This window comes from Enterococcus sp. DIV1089c, assembly GCF_050530965.1.
GTDB lineage: Bacteria > Bacillota > Bacilli > Lactobacillales > Enterococcaceae > Enterococcus_B > Enterococcus_B hirae.
Map to the genome: position 1 here is coordinate 1,272,125 of NZ_CP172888.1, position 25,292 is coordinate 1,297,416.

The following is a 25,292-nucleotide window of genomic DNA, read 5'->3' on the forward strand; positions in this document are numbered from 1 at the left end:
GACGGGAGAGTTTGAGAGCGAGTTTTAGAGCTATGTTGTTTTGAATGTTTCTGAACTAATAGTTGCTGTGCTTCGCTTGTCGTTTTTAAGGCGAGGAGCTTACACAGAGTTGGTTTTGAATCTTATGATTATTTTGATGGAAACTAGAGTTGTTTTTCTGGTTTCTATTTTTTTATAGTAAAATTGCGTGATTCTCAGTAAAAAGATTAATTTTTCGTTGATTTACAAACGGGATGTTTGCGAAAGATAGTTATTTAATGATAAAATCATCGGAAAAGTAAAGGGGAGGCTATTTTATGGGATTGAATGAATTTATTTTAGGTTTGAATAATTTGGAAAAAATTACACGAGCGCCAGGGTTCTTTAAATTTACTGAACATACGGTAGCCGCTCATTCTTATCGAGTGGCTTCGATTGCTCAAGTCTTAGGTGACATTGAAGAGGTTCATGGTCAAGCGATCGATTGGAAATTACTTTATGAAAAAGCGTTAAATCACGATTACACAGAACGTTTTATCGGTGATATCAAAACACCGGTCAAGTATGCAAATAAAGAGTTACGGGGAATGTTACAAACAGTTGAAGAAAAGATGACGGATGAGTTCATCAACCAAGAGATTCCGGAAGAGTTTCAAGAAGTATACCGCCGGCGATTGTTTGAAGGAAAAGATGACACAGTGGAAGGTGAGTTATTAGCAATCTCTGATAAAGTCGATCTATTGTATGAATCATTTGAAGAGATCATCAAGAACAATCCAGAAAAAGTATATAAAGAGATGTTTATTGAAGCGGTAACTACGATCAAAGGGTTTGAGCATCGTCCTTCTGTCAAGTATTTCTTCAACGAGATTTTCCCTGAATTACTGAATCAAGAATTTTATGGGAAAGAAGACTTTTTAACGACTGTTTCCACGATCGTTAAAAATAGTCAACAATAGAAAATTTTGCAAAGATGCAGGAGGAATAAAAGTGAAAAAGAATATGGATGTTGAATGGGGATATACGGGAGAAAGAGGACCAGAACATTGGGCTGAATTATGCGACTGGTTTGCTAAAGGTGCGGCGTTTGAATTGCAGTCGCCCATTCCATTGACCACTTGTGAACCAGCGAAGAATCAATCAGATACCATTGCTTTTCATTATCAGAAGCAACGGTTTACAGATAAAGAATTTAAAAATACGATCCACTTGGTTCCTTATGATCAGCTTAGTTATGTCGAATTTAAAGGTCAGAAATATTATCTCACAGATATCCATTTTCATATGCCTTCTGAACATCTGATCAATGGTAATCAAGAAGATATCGAGTTCCACTTTGTTCATATGAATGCCAAAAAAGAAAATTTAGTTGTTGGTGTGATGTTTCAGCTAACGACGGATGAAGGTTGGTTGTATGATCGAGACAATGGCGATAGTTGGGATGTAGAAAAACATGAACATTGGACCAATCCATTGGTTCTTTTTCCTGAACAAAAAAGCCATTACCATTATGTCGGCTCTTTAACTACGCCACCAACGAGTGGACCAATCCAATGGTTTGTCATGGATCAAGTGCAAAAACTAAATAAAGATTTCTTGATTCCTTTTAAAGGACAGTATGCACAACCAAACAACCGTCCGCTCCAACCGTTGAAAAATCGTCCAATCAGTTATTTTGTGAGGGATCATCAGTGAACTTCCAACAATTAAAATATGTAATTGCTGTAGCGAACAATGGGAGTTTCAGAGAAGCAGCTAAAAAACTCTATGTCGCACAACCAAGTCTTTCCGCAGGAATCAAAGAATTAGAAACCGAGTTAGGGATCACGCTGTTCACTCGAACGAATCGTGGGGCGTATCTGACCGAGGAAGGACAAGAGTTTTTAAAAAGAGCAGAACGGATTCTCTTACAGTTAGAGTCTTTAGAAAATTATTATTTGACGAATGAGAAGCGTGAAAGCTTTTCAATTGCTTCGCAACATTATGATTTCTTAGGTCCTTTAACAGCAAAGTTGATCTCTTCTTTCAAAAGTGAGATCAAACAGTTTCGAATCATTGAAACAACGACTGCTAATGTGATTGAAGAAGTGAAGGATCAGCATAGTGAGATTGGGATTCTTTATATGAATGAACACAATCAAGCAGGGATCAAGCGCTACTTAGAGCAAGGGGAGCTAGTTGCCCATTCATTAGGAGAATTTCAAACGCACATTTTTTTACGTCAAGGACATCCGCTTAGTGAAAAGAAAGAAATCTTTAAAGAAGAATTACTTCCTTATCCGCAAGTGAGATTTACACAAGATGGCAATAATTTTCCTTATTTTTATGAAGATTTGATTGAAAGTCCTGATCAAGAAACGGTTATCTATACGAGTGATCGGGGAACATTGATGAATATCGTGTTAGAAACAGATGCTTATGCTTCAGGTTCTGGGCTGGTCATTGGTGAGATCAAAGAGTATTTACGTTTGATTCCATTGGCAAATAGTCCCCAAAATGAATTGTATGTGATTTATTCTGCTAAGCGCCAATTAAGCGAAATTGCACAAAAATTCATGGAAAGTCTAACCGTTTTACTGAGTCAGATCAAAACAAATTGAAAATGCTCTTTGTCAATAAGGGCTGATGAGTGGTGTAAAATCAAATCTGGGTCAGAATGAACCTCATTCTGTCTCAGATTTTTTTTGTGTTTTGAAAGACAATGAGACAAAATAAATACCAAGTAATATTTTTTTCTTCACATTATTTAAGTCTCCTTAAAAGGTGTTAGATAGCACTTTCAGCAAAAAAACGCTTTCTTATTCTGATATATTATATACTTTAAGTTATGTAAAAAAATTTCATAAAATATGTGTTTTACGTCATAATCGCTAATATTTACTCCTCCGTAATTGTTTAACTAAACCAATTTTTCATGGTATCTTTTTAGATATCTATCACTAAATTATCTCTCGCTACTCCTTATAGTAATTTATCTAGTTGATTGATTTGTAAAATACGATCAACCTGTACAAATGAACAATGAAAAAATTTATAAATTACCTTTATAAAATATAATAACAATTGTAAATTATTTGTATGCAAAAAATTTCGAGTTTTTATATCAAAACCTTAATCTATATCCTAAAATGAATTGAATTTCGTTGTTCTTATTGACTGTGGATGTGGAAATAATTTTTTATAAATAAAGGACAATACAGAAAAAATGAACGATTATGACATGAAAACTATTTTTTATGACTTTTATATATATAATTTGATTTCTCTGTTATGATTTATTCAGAAAGCGCTTTCTGTTTTTTGGATTTCGAGGTAATAGAAAATGAAAAATAAGTTTATCTTATCTTTAGATATTTTAACTATTGGAATTAGCGTATCTGAAAGCACAATCTCTGGATATGCTTCTACAATAAATGAACCATCTACTGTGGCAGATAGTAGCCAAGAATTAACTCTTTTAGATAAAAATGTAGTAGCTAAGGTAAATATCTATTAAAAGTGAAGCGTCTCTATGTGCACTCTATCGTTGGGTACAAAAATAGGAACGTGAAGGACTAGTTGGTTTGATTAGAAAGACTCGAACAGACTTTGGGCAAATTAAAGTTTCAGACGTTAGATTTTTGGTCTAACTTTTGATGATCGGTGCATTATGGCTTTTGAAACAGAATTTTTTCTGTATAAGTTTTTATTTTCCTTAGGATAAGTGAAAATCATTAAATGAAAAGGAGATTGATGGCATATGAGATTAGACAAAATGATAGTTACTTTTATTAATGCTTTAAGCATAGCAAGTGGAATAGGCGGAGCAAGGGCACTGCCTAGTTTAGACAATCAAAATCAAGGGAGGGGATTAGGAAAAGTACTAGATTTAGAAAACAGGAATGAAACCACCCGTTTATCTGATAAAACTTATCCACACAAAAAACTACACTCAAAACACAGAAATAAGGGGGACTTAAAACATTTAGATGAAATACAAGATGATGTTTCAAGACAGCCATATTCTGCTAAAAAATTTTTACATAAAAAAATAAAGAATCTTATTAAGCAAGAAGAGACAGATTTTAAAAAATTAAAAGAGGGAATTTCTACTGAAAGTTCTATAGAAGTTAATCAATTACAAACGAATCTCCGGCGGGTTCAAAATTTTTGCTCGAAATTCCGTAAACTAAGAAATGATATAGTAATTGAATATGGTAAAATGACACAGCAAAAGGTAAATTTAAGAAAGCATAAAATAAAGAACAAAAAAATGCTTAAAGAATGCTATAAAGAAATAAAAGTTTTAAGTACAAATAAAAAGCATATCGACTATCTTATATCCAATTGTAAAGACATGGTAAATCAATTACAAGAGTCTATAGAATCAAAGAAAACCCATTCTGTGAGCACAAGTAAATCAACTATGACAACATCACACACAGAGCAACCTACTATTTCTCTACAAGAAACAGAACGTATTCTAATAAGAAGTAAAAAACTTATATCCCAGTTCAACGAGGGAACTCAAGAAATCAATGCTTTCCGTAGGCAAGAAAAAGAGTTACTTTTACTATTACAGGATCAGTATAGGACTCAATTTGAAAATCCTCGTAATATTAGTGACGTAAAAGCAGACCTTAATGAGATAAATCGTAACATAATTCCAAAATTAGAGTCGGAAAAATTTCATATTCAAGCTGAAATAATTAAGGAGGTAAATCATATAAATTCGCTTGAAGGCCAAGGGAAAATAAGTCCTTTTGAAGCAAAAAAGTTTCTTAATGAGTATAATAAACTCAATATTAACTTTGCTAAAGAAAGAAATAAAAGAGACATATCATTGAAACAGAACCTTTCAAAAAAACTAGAAAGTATAGTTATAAATAATTCAGAGAAACCTATTGCACAAAATACAACTATATCTATGACAAGATAGTCTACAAAAAGTGTGTAAACCTTGGCTCTTTGTCAATAAGGACTGATGAGTGGTGTAAAATCAAATCTGAGACAGAATGAACCTCATTCTGTCTCAGATTTTTTTGTTATTTCATGTTGATTAATTGATTAATCAAAAAGATCCTAAGTTATCACAAAGAAAACAAAAAGAAATACAAGGAGAATCCATTTAACGTGGAAAACTGGCACTACCTTGAAGAACAAGATGAATACATTTGCCCAGCGAATCGTCCGATACCGTTCAAAAATGATAGTCGAAAGATAAAGGTGGCTTTATTCAAGATTTCAAAATCTATGAATGTGAAGATTGTCGGAACTGTCCAGTCCGTCATTAATGTACGCGTGCGAAAAGTGAATAAAAGCGAAAAATTCAAGTAAATAATAATTGGTGCTATTTCAAAGCAGAATGCAGAAAAAAGCTTTTAGAGGAGAAAATCGAAGTCGAACTAGTGTTCGGGCATCTGAAGACTCACTTGGCGTTCCATCGTTTCCATTTGCGTGGGAAACAAGGAGCAACGATTGATATTGGTTTGGCACTGATGGCATTAAATTTAAGAAAATTAGGAAAATATATGGAGAGGAAAGTGTACATAATAGAAAAAATAAGTTCGATTTTGACACTAGCCATCAAAGTTGAACTTATTTTCTTTTTGAGAAAGAACTATTATCCCACTCTCAAATTATAGAGCCATTGAAAAAGTGGTTGAATGATCGACAGCATCGATCGTTTGACCGCTTTTTCTTTTCCTCCATTTTTCGTTTTGCTGCAAAAGAAACTGAATTTTTTGAAAAAAGAAATAACAACGTTGTTAGCTTATGGTGATTAATGGCAATAGATAGAATACATGCTTGTTACAGTGAGGGTTCTTAAAAGATACAGATAAATCGGTTTATAAAACACCATTATTAATACAGTTAAAAAACAGATAGAAGATGAGTAAAAAAGTTGCTTTTTTATGAATACTCCGCCATTATAGAAACAGTTAGTATTTAGGAAGCGTTTTTTATTCAAATAGAAAATCAATAAGCTGATTTATCTATTTTTTATCAAACAGTTTGATAAGGTGTACTATTTTTCATTGGAGGAACAGATGATTGAATTGATCAATGTAACTAAAAGCTATGAAGGCACGCAAGCGGTAAAGAATATTCATTTGACAATCGAACCAGGTGAGATCATCGGAATCGTTGGAAAAAGCGGTTCTGGTAAATCCACGTTACTTCGTTTGTTGAACTTAATGGAAGAACCTAGTAGTGGGGAAATTCTAATCGATGATGTTGCCGTTCAAAAGTTGAACAAAAAAGAAAAAAGGCAGCAAAAACAAAAAATGGGGATGATTTTCCAAAATCATAATCTATTAGATAACTTGAAGGTCTATGAAAACGTAGCATTACCATTGAAGCTGCAAAAGAAAAAGAATCGTGAAAAAATCGATTATTTATTAAATTTTGTTGGGATGGCTCATAAAGCTGCTGTATATCCAGTAAAACTATCTGGCGGTGAAAAGCAACGAGTGTCGATTGCTCGGGCGTTGACACGTGATCCAGAAATTTTATTGTGTGACGAAGCCACCAGCTCACTAGATGAAGAAAATACGGAAAGTGTGATTCGTTTATTGCATAAAGTCCATGAAGAATTCCAGCCGACAATTTTCTTTGTTAGTCACGAATTAGAAACCGTGAAAAGCTTATGCCAACGAATTTTGGTCATGGAAAATGGCGAGTTGATTGGCGAGTTAAGAAATCACACACAACGTTATACGGAAGAAAACTTGACGTATTTTGAAAAAATAAAAAGGAGCTTAGCGCAATGATTCATTCACAAAGCATGATGGAGTATTGGCCAGCGCTACTGACCAGTCTCGAAGAAACGGGCATCATGATGGCTATTTCGATGGGCGTGTGTGTGGTTGGAGGATTGCCACTAGGTTTAGGGTTGTTTTTGACGAATCCTAAAGTTCGTGGTCGTTATCCTTGGATTTATTGGACTTTGAATTTTTTAGTCACAGTGATCCGCTCTTTTCCATATCTATTATTTGTGATTGCGTTGATCCCAGTAACTCGCGCGGTATTAGGCAAAGCCTTTGGTCCTATACCAGCTTCTGTACCACTTAGTATCATTGCGATCACTATCTTTGCCCGGCTAGTTGAACAGGTCTTGCTGGATGTCTCTGACGAAACTTATGCATTGGCTAATTCATTAGGGACGACTCGCTTCCAATATATCTGGCATTTTTTACTAGTAGAAGCGAGAAGTGGTTTAGTCTTGGCGTATACGACGACGACTGTCAGTATGGTTTCCTATTCGACAGTCATGGGAGTCATTGGTGGTGGCGGAATCGGTGATTTTGCTGTTCGTGTCGGTTATCAACGCTATGAATATGGGGTCATGTATGTCGCCATTGTGATCATGATCGTTTTAGTCTTTATTTTACAAATGCTGGGAAACTTTGTTGCTCAGACACTGGATAAACGAAAATAGGAGGAAGAAGAATGAAGAAGTTTTATTTGATTGGTTTCGCAATGATTGCGATCTTAACTTTAGCAGCTTGTGGAGGTCATTCAGCGGATAAAGACAAAAAGGAAATCAAAGTGGCTGTTCAGTTAGAGTCATCAAAAGATATTTTGGAGATTGCCAAAAAAGAAGTGGAAAAACAGGGTTACACCATTGATATTATGGAAGTAAGTGACAATGTAGCTTATAATGATGCCGTTCAACATGATGAAGCAGATGCCAATTTTGCACAGCATGAACCGTTTATGGCAATGTTCAATCAAGAAAAAAAAGCAGATTTAGTCGCCGTTCAACCCATTTATTATTTTGCGGGGGGCTTTTATTCCAAAAATTATAAGAATGCTGATCAATTGCCCAAAAATGCTAAAGTCGGTATTCCAAGCGATCCAACAAATGAAGGTAGAGCATTAGCGATCTTAAATAAAAATGGTGTTATCAAATTAAAGGATAACATGGGGTTCAACGGTACAGTGGCGGATATCGTTGACAATCCTAAAAATCTTCAATTTGAACGAATCGATTTATTGAATCTAGTAAAAGCCTATGATGAAAAGGACATTGCGATGGTCTTTTGTTACCCTGCTTACTTAGAACCAGCGGGCTTATCGACCAAAGATGCGATTTTATTGGAAGATGAAGCTGCCAGCAAACATTACGCTCTGCAACTGGTAACGAGAGAAGGGGAAAAAGACAGCGAGAAAATCACCGTATTGAAAAAAGCAATGACGACGAAAGAAGTCGCTGAGTATATTAAGAAAAATTCTATAGGCGCAAATATTCCAGCTTTTTAAAAGAACAAAGAAACTGAGAGGAAATCAACAAAACGCCTGTTTTTATCGAACGAGTAGGGGTGCATTCGACATCCTACTCGTTTTTTTGCTGTCATGAGAGACAAGAGTGAAGTTTCTTGGATGAACTCGTTCAAAGATCGCAATAGAAACAAGTGCCTGTTCCAGAAAAATCATCCGATATTTTCTGGAACGGGCACTTGTCATGTTAGCGAATAAAAAGGGGAGTGCTTACTCATCGATGATGGCCAGATGCGATACTGTTGACTAGATTAAATTGCATTACATCAGTTAGTCATCTGTTTCATCTTGTTGATCTTTTCTTCTTCCGGAGTAACAATGATCGTTTTTTGATTTTCATAAATCACATAGCCTGGTTTTGCGCCATTCGGTTTGCGCAAATGCTTGACTTGAACCAAGTCCACTGGTACTTGGGCGGAATGACGGTATTTTGAGAAATAAGCAGCTAATTCAGCGGCTTCAGTTATCGTTTCATCAGATGGCTGGTCACTTTTGATAATGACATGAGAGCCAGGGATATTTTTGGCATGGAGCCAATAGTCTGTTTTCTTCGCCGTTTTTAAGGAAAGTAGATCATTTTGAAGATTGTTTTTCCCTACCAAGATCAACGTACCATCAGTAGAAAGATATTGATCTGGCTGTGAAGGTTTCTTGCGTTTTTGTTTTTTCGAAGATTTCTTTTTTAAATAACCTTCTGCTGTCAATTCTTCTTTGATCACTTCGATATCCATAGGTCCAGCAATCTCTAATTGGGACAAGACAGATTCTAAATAATCGATCTCATTTTTGGCTTCTTCGATCTGTTTACCAATCAATTTGACGGCATTTTTTAGTTTTTGGTAGCGATGGAAATATTTTTGGGCATTTTGATTGGGCGTTAATGCTGGATCAAGCTTGATTGTGATCGGCCGATCTTCTTCATAATAATTAGGCAATGTTACTTCATTTGCGCCCCGAGGTACTTGAGCCATAAAAGTAGTTAATAGTTCGCCATCTCGACGATAATCTTCGGCATTTTCCGAATCTTTTAAGGTCTGCTCCCGTTTTTTCAGTTTATTTTTGTTGCGTTTAAGTTCATTTTCGATCTTGCGGATGAGCTCGCCACCTTGTTGTTTGGCACGGTCTTTTTCTGCTTTTTCTTGATAAAAGGCATCTAATAACGCACTGAGAGTCGGGTACATCTTTTTTTGTTGCGTATTTGAGTCAAAGAAACGATAGTTGATCGGCGTAAAATATTCTTTCTCCGCTACTTCATAAAGGCTAGGGGAGCGTTGGGTGTCGATTGCTGTGAAGAATTCTTGCCATACCAACATTTTTTCATTGGGGCGTTCTGTTAAGCGAGCTACCAATTCTTGCGCAGTATCAAAACCGATTCCTTGAAATTGTTGTTGGATTCCTTTTGGTGTCAAGTCCATTTGAGAAAGCCGATGGAAGACTTTTTCTTTTTCCTGACTAAAGGGATTCAGCTGGTTTTGTTCAGGTGGAGCAATATAGTCTACACCAGGCAGAAGGGAACGATAAGTGTTTTGTGAACTACCAATATGCTTGATCGCATCTAAGATTTTTCCTGATTCTTTATTCACTAAGATGATCGTGCTATGTCGACCCATGAGTTCCACAATCAAAATGATATTTTGGAGATCTCCTAGTTCGTCTCGTTTCGTGAAATGAAAGTGGATCACTCGGTCGTTTTCGATTTGTTCGATCGACTCCAAAATTGCCCCATCAAGATGCTTGCGTAACATCATCACAAAGTTCGGTGGTGTGTCTGGATTTTGATAGTCGATCTGAGTGATCTGGATTCGAGCATAACTAGGATGTGCAGATAAGAGCAAACGCTGATTTTTACCACGTGAGCGAATCACTAATACGACTTCATTTTCGTAAGGTTGGTGGATTTTAGAAATCCGACCAGATAATAGAGTCTCACGCAATTCATTGATCATTGCATGAGTAAAGACACCATCAAAGGACATGGTTCATTCCTCATTTCTTTTCATAAGTAGTTTCATTATAACGAAAAAAACGTAGAAAGACCAATTTACTAAGTAGTTATCAACTGATTTGATCGTAAAAAAGTACTGGATTGAAAAATAATCGATATTTTTAAATGTATTTTTTTCTATCTACCTCAAACTTAGGTATAATAAAAGAAAACGAAAAAGAAGGTGATCGCTATGTGGAAAGAGATAAGTGAGACCATCAAAGTCAAATACCATCATTTTTTGGCTGATTTCGATACGCATCCACAACGCTATTTTATGCGTTTATTGTTCGTATTCCTTGTTTCACTGGTCATTACGATCACGATGTTTGTCTTTCCTAAAAATATTAGAGAAGCACAGGTGGAGAGCTTAGTCTATGCAGACATCGATTCTCCTAAGCTTAAACCTTTGAATATCAATGAAGCATCGCAAACAATTGAAGAAAGTAAAGCTATTTCAGTTTTGTTCAGTGTGCCAAGTGGAGAAATGTATCAAGCATTAATGGACATTTTTCATGATCCAAAAAAAATGGCGGAATTGAATCGCCCTATTTATTTTTACCCATTGGTTTATCAGGTCAATGAATTAGAACAACGCTACGATTTAAAGCAAGAGCATTTGACGGTGATCTTTTTCCAAAATGGCAAAGAAGCCAATCGCTTAGTCTATAACGCAAATCAGTTAAGTGATTTCCCTACGCAGCTGATTCCCGAATTAAATCGTTTGCCATTAGCGAATATCAAGAAATTAGAAGAAGAACTTGGGAAAGAAACGCAAACGACTTCGACTAATACTCAACTGGGAACAGATCTTAATGCTGGAAATAAGACGGAATAAAAAAACAGTTGACGAACATGCTAAATTCGATTAGACTTAGATTAATTATTAAGGAAAGGGTGATCCACAATGAACTTATCAAACCAATTTTTAGCAGGAACAACTCAAGCTTGGCGTAACTGGCGTAGATAAGTTGTATTGATGGCGAACTTTGACCGTAGATACAACTTTTTAGAGTACAAATCTAAAATTTGTATCTATGCTGGACAAGAAATTTGACTACCGCATAGATTCGATCTATGCGGTTTTTTGTATGTAAGAAGACAATTACCGTTGGGGTGATTGTCTTTTTTTGTCAGTTCGTGTCAGAAACCAGACTTGAATAATGATGATTAAAGGAATGAGGGGGAAGAAATATGAAAAATAAACGTTTGATCACAGTTGTTGCACTTATTATGCTTTACTTAGTAGGAACCTTTATTTATGAAAAAATAACGCCTGCTTCTACTGAATCGAAACCAAAAGAAACGGATCAAACTGTTTCCGTTGGGGTTTTGCAATATGTGAGCCATCCGGCATTAGATGAAATTTACCGTGGGATCAAAGACGGTCTCGAACAATCAGGGCTTGAGGAAGGAAAAAATTTAACGATCTCCTTTCAAAACGGGCAAGCAGATCAAAGTAAATTAGCCACTATGAGTCAACAATTAGTACAAGCTGACCCAGATGTCCTAGTAGGGATCGCTACTCCGGCTGCTCAATCTTTAGCTAATGTAACGAATACGATCCCATTAGTCTTAGGTGCGGTCACAGATCCAGTTGGTGCCGGCTTAGTGAACTCTTTAAAAGAACCAGGTGGAAACATCACAGGCGTATCTGATCAGCCTCCTGTTGAAGCGCAAATCAAGTTAGGCGCTGAATTGTTGCCGAATGCGAAGAAAGTCGGGATTTTATACGCTTCTTCAGAAGATAATTCAAAATACCAAGTAAGCCAAGCAGAAAAAGCGATTCAAAAAGCAGGTTTGACTTCAGTAAAATATGCTGTACCTTCTACGAATGAAATCGCCCAAACTGTCCAAGTGATGAGTCAACAAGTGGATTTCATTTATGTTCCTTTAGACAATACAATTGCTAATGCTATGCAGACAGTGGTAAAAGAAGCCGATAAAGCGAAGATCCCAGTGATCCCTTCAGTTGATTCAATGGTCGAACAAGGTGGCTTGGCAACGATCGGGATCAACCAATATGATTTAGGTGTTCAAAGTGGGAAAATGGCTGCGATGCTTGCACTAGGAAAAGAAAAACCAGCAACGACACCTGTTTACGTCTTTGATAAAGGCGATGTCATCATCAATGAAAAACAGGCGGAAAAATTAGGGATCACGATTCCTGATTCAATAAAGCAAGAAGCTAAAAATGTTTCAGAAGAACCGAAAGACGAGGGGGATGAACAATGATCGTATCAGCAATTTCACAAGGGATGTTATGGGCAATCTTAGGATTAGGAATCTTTATGACTTATCGGATTTTGGATTTTCCTGATATGACGACTGAAGGATCATTTCCATTAGGTGGAGCAGTTTGTGTGACAGCTATCACTCATGGGATCTCACCAGTTTTAGCAACACTGCTTGGCGTTGGTGCAGGCATGCTTGCCGGACTAGTTACGGGGCTGTTGTATACCAAAGGAAAGATCCCAGTGATCCTTGCCGGAATCTTAGTCATGTCTGGATTAAACTCGGTGATTTTATTCGTGATGCGCACACCAAATCTTTCTTTATTGAATCATTCGATTTTACAAGATACGTTCAATGGTCTTCATTTACCTGACTATTTTGATACCGTGTTACTTGGCTTGCTTGCATTAAGTCTCTTGATTGGTGTCTTACTGTTCTTTTTCAATACCGATTTAGGTCAAGGGTATATCGCGACAGGAGACAACGAAACGATGGCTCGTTCCTTAGGGATCAAAACAGATCGAATGAAAATCTTAGGATTGACTCTTTCAAATGGTGTTATTGCTTTATCAGGTACATTGATTGCACAAAATGATGGGTATGCCGATGTCAATAAAGGAATTGGTGTCATCGTGATCGGGCTAGCTTCTATCATTATTGGAGAAGTGATTTTCCACGAATTAACGTTAGCAGAACGCTTGATTGCCATTGTCGTGGGAAGCATCATCTATCAATTATTGATCCTGATCGTCATTAAACTTGGGTTTGACACAACATATCTCAAACTCTTCTCCGCTATTATTTTAGCCATTTGTTTGATGATTCCTCAGTTAAAACAAGCATTGAAACTTAAAACCGGTTTTGAGAAGGAGGTTTGACCATGACAGCGATCATCACAATTAAAAATGGAAAAAAAGTCGTTAGCAATGGCATGAATGAAGAAAAAGTATTATTAGATGGAATTGATTTGACAATCAATAAAGGTGACTTTATTACGGTCCTTGGTGGAAATGGTGCGGGAAAAAGTACGCTGTTCAACACGATCGCAGGAACATTACAATTAAGTCAAGGGTCGATCGCTTTTAAAGAGCGGAATATCACGAAAGAAACAGAAGAAAAACGGGCTTCTTTTCTTTCTCGGGTGTTCCAAGATCCTAAGATGGGCACAGCTCCAAGGATGACAGTAGCAGAGAACTTGCTTTTGGCTCAAAAAAGAGGAAAGAAAAGACCCCTTCGTCTCCGTAACCTAAAGAACCAAAGAGAAACATTTTATCAATTGTGTCAAGAAGTTGGAAATGGGTTGGAGCAGCATTTAGATACGCCAGCTGGGGAATTATCAGGAGGGCAACGCCAAGCATTGAGTTTGTTGATGGCGACCATTGAAGCGCCTGAGTTGCTGCTATTAGATGAACATACAGCAGCGCTCGATCCTAAAACTGCCAAATCATTGATGCAATTAACCAATCGCAGGATTACTGAACAACACTTGACTTGCTTGATGATCACCCACCGGATGGAAGATGCCTTGAATTATGGGAATCGTCTGATCGTTTTACAAAAAGGACGGATCGTGAAAGATTTGTCTAAAGAAGAAAAAGAGCAATTGTCACTAGCAGATCTATTACAATTTTTTGAAGAAGTGTTGGATTAGTTTTTGATTACTGACTGCTTTTCCTTCTACTTTATGCTTAGTATGCCTATAGTACATTGATTTGATTTAAATGAATGAGAAAGAGTCACCGCTTGTTTGACAATCATGTTGACAAGTTTCTCATACCTCCTTTAAACTTAGAAAGACTCGTCAATCATAGACATAAGAAAAAGCACAAGAAACAGAACTAAACAATCGACCATCTGATGTCTCGTGTCATGTTTACGAGGATTGGATGGTTGTTTTATTTTATAAGGAGGAAAAAGATGATCTCTGGTAAAACAAAACTCACAGGCTTTTTTGCAAAGCCTGCTTCTCATAGTCTTTCACCATTGATGCACAATCTGGCATTTTCACATTGGGGTATTGATGCCGTTTATCTAGCTTTTGAGGTAGATCAAACGAACCTAAGACAAGCCGTTGAGAGTATCCGCACATTAGATATGTTGGGCGTAAATGTTTCAATGCCGAATAAAACGGCTGTCTTAGCATACCTTGATCAGTTAAGCCCTGAAGCGGAATTGATCGGAGCGGTCAACACGATCGTTCACCAGGAGCAACGTTTGATTGGCTACAATACAGATGGTATGGGATTTGTACGTTCCGTCAACGAAACGGGGCATCCAATCAAAAATCAAAAAATCGTTGTTCTGGGAGCAGGTGGTGCAGCAAAAGCAATTGCCGTACAAATGGCACTAGAAGGCGCACAAGAAATCACGATCTACAAACGTTTGAATGCCACTTTTTTACCACTAAAAGAGTATTTTGCGAAAGTCTCTGAGAAAACAGGTTGCCCCATCCGACTACATGATTATGCGGACGAAAGTCAACTGGCATTAGATTTAAGTCAGGCGAATCTATTGATCAACGCAACTGATATCGGAATGGGAAGCAAGAAAGACCAATTACCGATTGCTGATGTAAAGTTGTTGCATTCGCAATTAGCCGTCTTTGACTTGATCTACTCCCCTAGTGAGACACGATTAATCCAAGAAGCCAAAAAAATGGGAATCAAAGCCTATAATGGTTTAGGTATGTTGATTCATCAAGGAGCAATTGCTTTTGAACTGTGGACACATCGAGAAATGCCAGTCCAGAACATACGAGAACGATTAGAACAAGAAGTGTGACGAGCTTTACGTGTAATGGCTTGTCTCATTTCGTTATTTTTTATTAAATTGTGGTTCAAATAGCTGTTTTTATCACGAAGATAGCGTATCCTTTATTTACTTGTACAGATAGCAGGGAGGAAACAAAATGAGTCGGATGGATCGTTATAAGAACATCCATAAAAAAGCAAAACCACTAAAAAAAGAATCAACCGGTTTTTTTAGACGTGAACGTCAAAAGGACAAAGCGATGAATGATCTAAGAGATGAAGCTACTCGGATCTATCAACCTGATCAGGATTCTTCTTATTCTTCCAGAGAAGGACAAGCTAATGACTATCAAACCCCTTATTCCTATGCAAAAGCAGGAAACAAAAAAGGATTTAATCAAACGAAGAAAAGCTTTTTTAAGAGGAAGAAAGAGCCAAAAGAAGTTCGTCCAAAAAAGAAACGTTCGTGGGGGAAAATCATTCTAGGCATTATCCTATGTTTATTCTTATTTTCAGTCATTTCCTTTTTTGTCGGGAAATCCATGGCAGAGCATGATACCAGTTTGCCGAGTGTTACAACGGAATCATTTGATGGTGTACAGTCTTCGAGTGGCGCACATAATATTCTGATATTAGGTAGTGACACGAGAGGTGAGGATGCTGGTCGTGCAGATACGATCATGGTGTTACAGTTAGATGGACCTGCTCATAAACCAAAATTGATCTCATTCATGCGTGATAGTTTTGTAGCAATTCCAGGAGTTGGTCAAAACAAGATCAATGCAGCTTATGCCTATGGCGGTGCTGATCTGGTCCGTCAAACCATCAAAGAAAATTTTGGACTTGATTGCCAGTATTACGCAAAAGTCGATTTTAAATCGTTTGAAAAAGTGGTCGATGCATTGTTTATGAATGGTATCAAGATCGATGCAGAGAAAGATTTGAATCTGGATGGTGTCGATATCAAAAAAGGTGTCCAAAAAATGGATGGTCATACACTTTTACAGTATGCACGTTTTAGAAAAGACGAAGAAGGCGATTTTGGTCGAGTAAGACGGCAACAACAAGTCATGAATACGATTTTTAGTCAGCTAAAAAATCCCCTAAACTTGATTCGTGCCCCTTACGCTGCCGGAAAAGCCATTGGTTATACCTCAACGGATGTTTCATCATTGTTTATTATCAAAAATCTTTTGTCGATTGCTCGAGGTGTCGGTGGTGTGGATCGCTTAAGTGTGCCTGTTGAAGGTTCATGGAACTTCGGAAACAGCAGTTATGCCGGAAGTATCTTGGTGATCGACAACAACGCGAATCGCGCAGCAATCAGTGATTTTTTAAGTAAATAAATGGAAGAAAAGAAATAGGAAGTTACTCTCTGTAATCATCTATTTCACTTCGTTTAGGTAAAAGTCCTCCATTTTTAATAGGTGGACGATTCAACACTTTGGATTTTCACCAATTGTAAAAGCTAAGTTCATAAAACGACTGTTAGACAAGGGTCTTCAGTCGTTTTTTTCTTTTGAAAAAATAGTTTTTGGGTTGTCATATGCGAATGTTTGTTCCATAATAAAGAAGTCTGTTCTAAGACTGAGAATCATGGAGGGGATAAAATGAAAACTGTTATACTGGCTGAAAAACCTTCCCAAGCAAAAGCTTATGCTGAAACATTTAAGAAACGAATACGTCACGAAGGGTATTATGAGATCGTTGATCCGTTGTTTAGTGGGGAAGTAACGATTACTTATGGATTCGGTCACTTAGTGGACATGGTCCCTCCTGGTGCATATGAAGAACGCTGGAGTAAATGGTCCTTAGCTAACTTACCAATTTTCCCAGAAACCTTCCGCTATGAAGTGCCGAAAGAAAAACAAGCACAATTTTCAATCGTCAAAAAGGAATTACAATCAGCGGATACGATCATTATTGCGACAGATGGAGACCGTGAAGGAGAAGCCATTGCTTGGTCGATTATCATTCAAGCACAAGCCTTCACCAAAAGCAAAAAGTATCAACGTTTGTGGATCAATTCGCTGGAAAAAGAGGCGATTTATGAAGGCTTTAAAAACCTTCGTCCAGGCGAGAGCTATTTTCCTAAATATAAAGAAGCGAAAGCTAGACAGAATGCGGATTGGTTGATCGGGATGAACGGGAGTCCATTATATAGTCTCTTACTGCAACAAAAAGGGATCGATGGCAGCTTTTCTTTAGGACGTGTCCAAACGCCAACCTTATATATGATCTATCAGTTACAAGAAACAATTAAAAACTTCAAAAAAGAACCATACTTTGAAGTAGAAGCGACGATCAGTTGTGATGATGGACGGTTTACAGGGAAAATCGATCCCAAGCAGAATTTTAAAACCCTCGAAGCGCTACATCAAGCAATTGAAAAATCAGGCGCGCATCTTGGGAAGCAATCAGGACAGATCTTATTGGTCATTAAAAAAGAAAAACAACTAAGTAGTCCACGTTTATTTTCTTTATCTAGTCTCCAGACAAAAATGAACCAATTGATGAAGGCGAGTGCCAAAGCGACATTAGATGCTGCCCAAGGGCTCTACGAAAAGAAATTTTTAAGCTATCCTCGGACAGATTCTACTTACATTACTGAAAATGAACATCACTACTTGGTGAAAAACTTAGTACGTTATAAAGATTTTTTAGGGATCAGCAGCGTAGAGACTCCTGAAACATGGTCGAAAAAAAGATATGTTGATGCGACAAAAGTCCAAGAACACCATGCAATTATTCCAACAAAAACGATTCCTTCCAAGGAACGTTTTGCGCAATTATCACGTCTGCAACAAGCCATCTATTTACAAGTAGCGAAAACGACTATGGCAATGTTTGCCGAAAATTATGTATATGAAGAAACAACAATTTATACTGGTGTCCAAGAACTTCGCTTAAAAAGTACAGGGAAAATCCCAATCAAAAAAGGGTGGCAAATGATCTTAGCAACCAAAAGCAAGCAGAAAGAAGTCCAAGTATTACCAGATGTGGTAAAAGGTCAGGTGGTCGGCGTTGATCTGAAAAGTATTCAAAAAGAAACCCAACCACCAAAACCATACAACGAGGGAACACTAATCACTGCGATGAAAACGGCAGGGAAAACATTGGATGATGAAGAAGCACAGGAAATCTTAAAAGAAGTTGAGGGAATCGGAACAGAAGCGACTCGAGCCAATATTATTGAAAATCTAAAGCAACGTCACTATATCGAGGTCACTAAAAATGAAATCACTGTTACGGCTAAAGGAATCACTCTTTGTAAAGCGGTCGCTCAAGAACCTTTGTTGACTAGTGCGGAAATGACTGCTCAGTGGGAAGGATACCTCAAAAAGATCGGTAACAATGAGGGCACACCCGAAGTCTTTTTAGCAAATATCAAAAAATTCATCCTTCATTTACTCGAATCCGTGCCAAAACAACTTACTTCAGTCGATTTATCTGAAGAAATCACTGGAACGCGCCAAATCAAAGCGCTGGAGAAGAAAAATGATCAACTAGGCAGATGTCCAAAGTGTAAACAAGGGATCGTCATGTTGTATCCAAAAGTAGCAACTTGTACCAATGCTTCCTGTGATTTTAAACTTTGGCCAACGATTGCAAAGAAGAAGCTGACGAAAACGATGATGCGGGAATTATTGTCTAAAGGCAAGACTAGTAAAGTAGTTAAAGGGTTGACTGGCAAAAAAGGGAAGTTTGATGCAGTACTAGAACTAAAAGCAGATTATTCGATCGGTTTTTCTTTTCCGTGGATGGAAAAATCAGGAGAAAAAAATAAAGAAGAAAAATAATTATTCCGAAAAGTGTTGGTTTATTTATCCAAAAATAACATACGATTTATAAATAAGGAGTTTAAGCGTTTGAAAAAAGTTCATTCATTGTTAAATTATTTGATGGGAACGATCACGATCGTTGCTGTTTATCAAGCATTATTAAAATATCCAGAATATGGTACGAAATTATTGTCTATCACGAAAGACCCTACGGCTTACTCACCTACACTGCTACTATCAACACTAACAGCTGGAGCGAAAAGTGCCACATACTTTTTACACAAAACAAGTAGTCTATTGAAACGGAAGAAACAACGTAAGCAATTACTGATGGTCATCGCAGCACTAGTAATCATTTACTTTCTACCTGTATTGACACAATTATGGCATCAGTATTTTGGTTGATTACCGGAAATAAACCACATTCACAGTTATAATACAGCATAATGATTCACTTTGAAATTTCTTTATCATAAAAGTATCATGATAAATTAGTAAAATATATAACTAAAGATCTTAGAACACATTGTGTTTTAAGATCTTTTTCTATTGGAACTGCTAGGTTAAGTCCGTTTATTATCAAGGAATTAAGCTCACTTACTTATAACATTAGTTAATATGTCGGTTATTGATTTGTTAGTGATTATAAGATTTGAACATTAGATGTTTAAGAATGAAAATTGTCGTTTTAGACAAGTTAACAGCTAAAGCTCGAAGAAGTGGGTACGACAATTCATAAAAAATTAGAGAATAACAAGTTATTTCTTGTGGTGCTTTTTATTTCTATTTATGGAAATTAATGGATTATTTCTCACTAATAATAATTATAAAATAAAAGCGCATTAAAAAATCTTTTGTTTCGACAAAATCTTATATGCCAGATATTTAATAAGGTTAAGAACTAAACAAATGATTATTTTTTATGCAAAAAATAACATAAATAGGAAGGTGCAATCATTATGCCGGAAACAAATAATCAAATCGAGGGTTCAACGTTAACGAATGATCAGGAGCTGTATGAACATCTGAATTTTTCTGAAGAAGAAATCGAAACAGATCAACAACAAAAAATAGGTGAACGTATTGATGTGAATGATCATATATTGTTGGATGGTATGATTTCAAACCATCAAAATGAGTTCTATAAATTGCCCGATGATATAAAAATACCAAGCGAAAAAATACGTAATATTCATGATGATAATCCAATGAATAAACTACTATGCTTACACAAAGGCAAACTCTATTATATTGAAAATTTGGACCCACAAAAAGGAAAAAAAAAGCTTATGTAATTGCTGAAGAAGTATGGTATGGAAATAAACGATTGTTCCAAGCGAGCATTCAGCATAACATCAACCAAACCTTAATTAAATTTCCTAAGATGACAAAAAATAAGAAAAATGGTACTCGCACGTTACTTGCTAGTCCAAGTTTAGTGTACAATATTATCAAGAATAATGAAATTTTCGAAAATGCAATAGAAACTCAGGGGATAGCTCGTACAGTAGCACAACCAGATCCAACATATATTGGTGAGCGTCTTAAGATAGGGACCCCTGAATATGGCACTAGGGATCCGGAAATGAAAGTTCAATTAATGTTGCATGAAGATAAGCTCTATCAAATTGACCGCCAAAATAAACAGTCAAAACTACTCGCAGATAACGTAAAATTTCAAGATGGAACAATCTATAAGAGAAATGAGCAAGGGCTAAGAATGGTGCTATTCAGTCCTAATATTCTTAAAGAGTCTCACAATATAGGTTTGATAAGATCATTTTTTACTAAAGAAAAAAGAGAAAAAACTCAAACGAAGTATGTAAGCGCCGATACCCTAGAGAACATCAATCAGCGATTACAATATTTTAAAAATATGGAAAAGAAGGATCAGATAGAAAGTAAACCTTGGCCTGAGGTGGATGTTGATAGCATATCATCGTTAAAGAAGTTAACAATAGTAAAAGATCCAAACCTTCACAACGATAAAGACCCAATCTATTACGATTACGACAAAAGTGCTCTTTATAAGTTAGAGATTAACGATCGCGGGAAAGTCCAAAAAGCTTATTTGCTTACTAATAAACACCTTGATAAACAACTTCATAAAAGCCATCTTGCATTAAACGATATCAATAAAAATATAAAATTGAATTTATTTCCTGTACCAAAGTTGTTTTCCGGATTGGCGTGGACACAAAAAGGGGAAGTAGAAAAGAAAGTGGCGTATTTTATTGAATTCCAAAAAACGATTACTCATGAAAATAGAAACAAAGATGTATATACACTTTTGTTGAAAGATACTAATTTGTATTTAGTTAATCATAGATCAAAAGTGGCTATGAATGTTGCCTCTAATGTCAAACTTGAAGATGGTAAGATCAAATCAGATAATAAAATACTCTTATCCAACTTATCGCCTAATGAAAATATGAAATGGCCAATATCTTCATACAAAGCTTCTAAAATTTTTGAAATAGCAAAAATAAACCAATCGAGGAACATTCCTCAACTAAGTAATAATGTAGTAGAGTTGCAAAAACGCTTAAAAGGAAAAAGCCAAACTCAAAGAGAACTCCTGAATCAGAATCAGAAGATGGACACTCGTTCATGCGTTTCAATCGGAGAAAGACCTGGAACATCTAGGTAATTATTGAAATTTATTGAAGGATTATTTCTTGCAGATATTAAACAAATGATCCTTTTAGAAAAATAATAAATAGAAAGGTGTGATCTCTATGATAGAAAATAACATGAGCAAAGAGGAACTATATAATCATCTGAATTTTTCTAAGGACCAAATCGCAGAAGACCAAAACAAAGAGCCATATGAAAATATTGTGGTGAACGAGCATGTATTTTTGGTTGATATAATTTCAACCTATAGAAATAAATTTTCCCAATTGCCCAATAAGGTAAAATTACCAAGCAAAACAATAGATAATATTCACCAAGGTGATCCAACGGATAAACTATTATGTTTATACCAAGGGAAACTTTATTTTATAGAAAATTTGGACCCACAAAAAGGAGAAAAAAAGCTTATGTAATTGCTGAAGATGTAGAGTATATAAATGGTGAATTGATGCAAGGAAGTAAAGAAAAGAATAGCTACCAAAATTTAATTGGACCTGTAGAAATGGAGAATAATCCCTCAAAGGACGCTCAATCGTTATTTGTTCATTCACGCGTAGTATACGATATTATCAAAAAGGATAACGAATATAAAAAAGCAAAAATAGCCGAGAGAACAGCACGTACAATAACAGAACCAGATGCAACTTACATTGGTGAAAATCTCAAGATAGGAATCCCGCAGCGTACGGCATCCGATCTTAGTGTAAATGTTCAATTAATGGTACATAAAGGCAAACTTTATCAATTGGACACTGAGAGCAGCAAGTCGAAGCTCCTCGCAGATAACATAGAAGAGAAAGAAGGGATATATTATAAAAGAAATAGTCAAGGGTTGAGAGTTGATCTGTTCTCGCCTTCCAATGTGACAACGGTTGATACAAATAATTTCATTCAAAGATATTGGACTCGGGAGGGGAAAAATAGAGATAGAACGGCAACGATGTACGTCGATTCGCTTACTTTAGAAGAGATTAATCAGCGACTAAATGGGTTTAAAATGATGGAAGATAAACAACAGATAAAGAGTAAACCATGGATTAAGGTGGATATTGGAGCTTTTTCATCATTAACAATACCAAAAAATCAAAGTCACAATAAACAGAAAGATCTATTTTATTATAAAGTAGGGACCCTGAGGGATAAACTATATAAATTAGAGATTGAATCTCAAGATGGTAAGAATGTGAAAATCAAAAATGCTTATTTGCTTGCTGATAAGGATCTCTATAATTCACCAAATGCAAAACATATTGCAGTCCAAGACTGGGATACAACTGTAAAATAAATTTATTCCTTAAATCAAAGATGTCAAACGGATTTATATGGATAGATAAAGGAGAAGTTGAAAAGAACATCAATTATTTGAATGAGGCCAAGAAACATTTGCCTAGAAATCGTTCTCCTAGAGATTTACATAAACCCCGAGAGCATAAAAACAGAAATGTAAATTCGTGTACACTTTTGTTGAATAAGAACAATTTATATTTAGTTAGTCATAAAGGAAAAAAGGCTATCCTGATTACTGATAATGCACATTTTCAAGACGGCAAGCTCAAATTAGGGGATAAAGTAATTGCAGACAAATTACCAAAGACGTCTAATAAAGATGCCATGATATGGAGTCTCTCTGCTGAGAATGCCACGAAATTCTTAGACATAGCGAATATAAACAACTTCGTTCAAGGTAGAAATTTGATTGATTTGACAACACCCGCAAAAGCATCACACGAACTTGGCACTAGTAACATCATTCAAGATAGTAAGTCGTTAGAAGATTTGACAGGGTACACACAACCATTACCCGAACCAAGTACTAGTAACATCGCTCAAGGTAGAAATTCATTAAGCAATTTGATTGATTTGACAACATACGCAAAAGCATCACACGAACCTGGCACTAGTCACAGCATTCAAGATAGTAAGTCGTTAGAAGATTTGACAAAGTACAAACAACTATTACCCGAACCTGGTACTAGTAACATCTCCCAAGGTAAAAATTTGTTTGAAAATGTGCTAAATAAAATACAAACATCACCCAAACTTAGTAACAATACTCAAAGCACCCCTGCGGGACACACTCAAAAAAGTCCTGTGTCGCAACGTCTTCAAAAAGGTAGTAATGAAGACCTGTCTAGATAAAATGATCATAGCATTCGGATTTATTGAATAAGAAGAACGAGTGATTTTTATTTGCTTTACTAGTTATGTGGTAGCCTTAAGGTGGGGAACATTAGTACAAAAAATTTTATTTCCATTATTATTTAATTTTTGCTATTTTTATGCTGAGCTATTTACTAGAAAATAGAATATTCTAACAGTGTTTAAGGACATCAAAGGCAGTAGTAGCTACTATCTTTGATGTTTTTTTATAGAAAAAATCAAGCCGTAAGAGTCGATGAAAAATGTTTAGAATCGATTCGAAAAGTAGTTGATATAGTTAAAAGAAAACAAGTTTTGGAAAATAAACTAGAAAACAATATTGAACAAGCTAAGGCAAGATATGCACAAACATCTCCCAGTTTAACTTTGGCATCAGCAAACCATACTAATATAGACAGATAAAAAACTAATGTTCCTCGATTATAGTATTTCTTTAAAAATTAAGTTGAATTGTTGCACAATAATGATGCAAATGGATTCTTAATATAGCATGAATGATTGCTATAAATCATAGTCTTATTTAACAGTCTATAACCCCATATAATCGTTCTTACACTTTAAAGGTATATTAATCAACTGATAAAACACTACTTTCTAGGATACATCTATCAATCATTGCTCTAACAAAATATGGATAGATAAATTCACATCAAAATCTATTTTTGGTGTGAATGATTTCTAGATAGCTTTAATTGTAAATGGTTTATGCATGCGTATATATATATAACTGATTAGTTGAACAAGAAAAGAATCGTTTTTATACTATCTGGTAAAAAGAAATAGAATAAATAGCAAGAAGAGAGGGTTTGCGGATTTTTAAAGGAAGGAGATAAAAATTTTATATTTTAGTTTACATAATATATATTATACAAAGTAGATTCAAAGTGAATTAAACCCCCATCAAACCGAAATCAAACTAAAAAGATAAAAAAATGACTCTTTCGAACCATTGCAAAATTTTAAAATTATTTTGTATTATAAAATATCAATTAAATTGTGTTTGACAAGATTTAAACACGATTTAATTTTTTATCTGTCTATATAGTATGATTTGCAAAAGTCCATATCCATAATTTACAAAATTAGAAACAAAAACTCCACAATATTCACATGTGACACTCTCTACAATAAAACAATCATAATCTGGACAACACTTTTTTTATCTTTCCACAAAGAGATACATTTTTCCATACTACAATCATAATCTTTACATTTCAATTTCATACAAGTCACTCCTTACTAACGATCAGATCAACAGCACTCTTATAATTCTCGATCATTTGTTTGTGTTGTTTTGTCATGCGTTTACGTCCGTTAGCAATCAAACCAGCGACATAACAACCTGAATCATTACAACACTCGTCTAAGACCGCTAATGACACCGATACTTGTTTTTCTACCCAGTTTTTAGTTCTATAAAGCGTCATTTATCCGAAAATCAATTAGCAATAAAATCGTTGGACAAGCTAGCATACACAGAGTTGATACAATTTAGAGAATAAA

General features: G+C 35.8%; 24 protein-coding genes and 1 pseudogene. 23 read left to right on the forward strand and 2 right to left on the reverse strand.

What is annotated here, in order from left to right; genetic code table 11:
* The first annotated feature begins 296 nt into the window (after positions 1-296).
* From IGL30_RS05995 to IGL30_RS06035, 9 genes and pseudogenes are all read left to right on the forward strand, one after another.
* Positions 297-938, forward strand: a complete 642-nt coding sequence (locus tag IGL30_RS05995) for a YfbR-like 5'-deoxynucleotidase (RefSeq protein ID WP_088745143.1) — start codon at positions 297-299, stop codon at positions 936-938.
* Positions 939-969: 31 nt separating this feature from the next.
* Positions 970-1,674: a carbonic anhydrase family protein gene (locus tag IGL30_RS06000; RefSeq protein ID WP_088745142.1), complete on the forward strand. Its 705-nt coding sequence runs from the start codon at positions 970-972 to the stop codon at positions 1,672-1,674.
* Complete coding sequence (locus IGL30_RS06005; RefSeq protein ID WP_053766051.1) at positions 1,671-2,579, forward strand: LysR family transcriptional regulator; 909 nt, start codon at positions 1,671-1,673, stop codon at positions 2,577-2,579. Before IGL30_RS06000 ends, IGL30_RS06005 begins: the two co-directional genes overlap by 4 nt.
* Positions 2,580-3,301: 722 nt before the next feature.
* Complete coding sequence (locus IGL30_RS06010) at positions 3,302-3,475, forward strand: hypothetical protein (protein WP_010719204.1); 174 nt, start codon at positions 3,302-3,304, stop codon at positions 3,473-3,475.
* Positions 3,476-3,718: 243 nt separating this feature from the next.
* On the forward strand, positions 3,719-4,897 hold the full coding sequence (locus tag IGL30_RS06015) for a hypothetical protein (RefSeq protein ID WP_317751610.1): 1,179 nt from the start codon (positions 3,719-3,721) through the stop codon (positions 4,895-4,897).
* Positions 4,898-5,043: 146 nt separating this feature from the next.
* Positions 5,044-5,603: pseudogene (locus tag IGL30_RS06020) on the forward strand (transposase); the annotation flags it as partial.
* A 405-nt stretch (positions 5,604-6,008) separates the two neighbouring features.
* On the forward strand, positions 6,009-6,731 hold the full coding sequence (locus IGL30_RS06025; protein WP_123874792.1) for an ATP-binding cassette domain-containing protein: 723 nt from the start codon (positions 6,009-6,011) through the stop codon (positions 6,729-6,731).
* Positions 6,728-7,399, forward strand: a complete 672-nt coding sequence (locus tag IGL30_RS06030) for a methionine ABC transporter permease (protein ID WP_010719198.1) — start codon at positions 6,728-6,730, stop codon at positions 7,397-7,399. The genes IGL30_RS06025 and IGL30_RS06030 overlap by 4 nt, the downstream gene beginning before the upstream one ends.
* A gap of 11 nt (positions 7,400-7,410) precedes the next feature.
* Entirely contained in the window at positions 7,411-8,223 is an 813-nt protein-coding gene (locus tag IGL30_RS06035) for a MetQ/NlpA family ABC transporter substrate-binding protein (RefSeq protein ID WP_123874791.1), read from the forward strand.
* Positions 8,224-8,507: 284 nt separating this feature from the next.
* Here IGL30_RS06035 and efbA read toward each other — a convergent pair whose 3' ends face one another.
* Positions 8,508-10,217, reverse strand: coding sequence for a fibronectin-binding protein EfbA (efbA, locus tag IGL30_RS06040; protein WP_088745777.1), 1,710 nt, complete (start codon positions 10,215-10,217; stop codon positions 8,508-8,510).
* Between the two features lie 201 nt (positions 10,218-10,418).
* Here efbA and IGL30_RS06045 point away from each other — a divergent pair, with 201 nt between their 5' ends.
* The 14 genes from IGL30_RS06045 to IGL30_RS06110 all read left to right on the forward strand — a co-directional run bounded on the left by IGL30_RS06045 (position 10,419) and on the right by IGL30_RS06110 (position 24,191).
* Entirely contained in the window at positions 10,419-11,063 is a 645-nt protein-coding gene (locus tag IGL30_RS06045) for a hypothetical protein (RefSeq protein ID WP_088745776.1), read from the forward strand.
* Positions 11,064-11,419: 356 nt separating this feature from the next.
* A complete protein-coding gene (trpX, locus tag IGL30_RS06050) occupies positions 11,420-12,460 on the forward strand; it encodes a tryptophan ABC transporter substrate-binding protein (protein ID WP_053766044.1) in 1,041 nt (346 codons plus the stop codon).
* A complete protein-coding gene (locus tag IGL30_RS06055; RefSeq protein WP_123874790.1) occupies positions 12,457-13,338 on the forward strand; it encodes an ABC transporter permease in 882 nt (293 codons plus the stop codon). The genes trpX and IGL30_RS06055 overlap by 4 nt, the downstream gene beginning before the upstream one ends.
* A gap of 2 nt (positions 13,339-13,340) precedes the next feature.
* A complete protein-coding gene (locus tag IGL30_RS06060; protein ID WP_034697918.1) occupies positions 13,341-14,111 on the forward strand; it encodes an ABC transporter ATP-binding protein in 771 nt (256 codons plus the stop codon).
* 266 nt (positions 14,112-14,377) lie between these two features.
* Complete coding sequence (locus tag IGL30_RS06065; protein ID WP_123874789.1) at positions 14,378-15,241, forward strand: shikimate dehydrogenase; 864 nt, start codon at positions 14,378-14,380, stop codon at positions 15,239-15,241.
* Between the two features lie 127 nt (positions 15,242-15,368).
* A complete protein-coding gene (locus IGL30_RS06070) occupies positions 15,369-16,556 on the forward strand; it encodes an LCP family protein (protein WP_123874788.1) in 1,188 nt (395 codons plus the stop codon).
* Positions 16,557-16,820: 264 nt separating this feature from the next.
* Positions 16,821-19,010, forward strand: a complete 2,190-nt coding sequence (gene topB, locus IGL30_RS06075) for a type IA DNA topoisomerase (protein ID WP_240210647.1) — start codon at positions 16,821-16,823, stop codon at positions 19,008-19,010.
* A 102-nt stretch (positions 19,011-19,112) separates the two neighbouring features.
* Positions 19,113-19,397, forward strand: a complete 285-nt coding sequence (locus IGL30_RS06080; protein ID WP_174270245.1) for a hypothetical protein — start codon at positions 19,113-19,115, stop codon at positions 19,395-19,397.
* A gap of 554 nt (positions 19,398-19,951) precedes the next feature.
* Positions 19,952-20,287, forward strand: coding sequence for a hypothetical protein (locus IGL30_RS06085; RefSeq protein WP_260221642.1), 336 nt, complete (start codon positions 19,952-19,954; stop codon positions 20,285-20,287).
* Between the two features lie 89 nt (positions 20,288-20,376).
* Entirely contained in the window at positions 20,377-21,642 is a 1,266-nt protein-coding gene (locus IGL30_RS06090; protein ID WP_430618568.1) for a hypothetical protein, read from the forward strand.
* Positions 21,643-21,730: 88 nt separating this feature from the next.
* On the forward strand, positions 21,731-22,042 hold the full coding sequence (locus IGL30_RS06095) for a hypothetical protein (RefSeq protein WP_025480190.1): 312 nt from the start codon (positions 21,731-21,733) through the stop codon (positions 22,040-22,042).
* Positions 21,970-22,914, forward strand: a complete 945-nt coding sequence (locus IGL30_RS06100; protein ID WP_123906387.1) for a hypothetical protein — start codon at positions 21,970-21,972, stop codon at positions 22,912-22,914. The genes IGL30_RS06095 and IGL30_RS06100 overlap by 73 nt, the downstream gene beginning before the upstream one ends.
* A gap of 20 nt (positions 22,915-22,934) precedes the next feature.
* A complete protein-coding gene (locus IGL30_RS06105; protein WP_123906389.1) occupies positions 22,935-23,768 on the forward strand; it encodes a hypothetical protein in 834 nt (277 codons plus the stop codon).
* Positions 23,769-23,987: 219 nt separating this feature from the next.
* Positions 23,988-24,191, forward strand: coding sequence for a hypothetical protein (locus IGL30_RS06110; protein WP_088745771.1), 204 nt, complete (start codon positions 23,988-23,990; stop codon positions 24,189-24,191).
* Between the two features lie 827 nt (positions 24,192-25,018).
* On the opposite strand, the gene IGL30_RS06115 is transcribed toward IGL30_RS06110, so the two are convergent.
* Positions 25,019-25,216 carry a hypothetical protein gene (locus IGL30_RS06115; protein WP_123874784.1) on the reverse strand — a complete coding sequence of 66 codons (198 nt, stop codon included), beginning with the start codon at positions 25,214-25,216 and terminating at the stop codon, positions 25,019-25,021.
* Positions 25,217-25,292 lie beyond the last annotated feature (76 nt).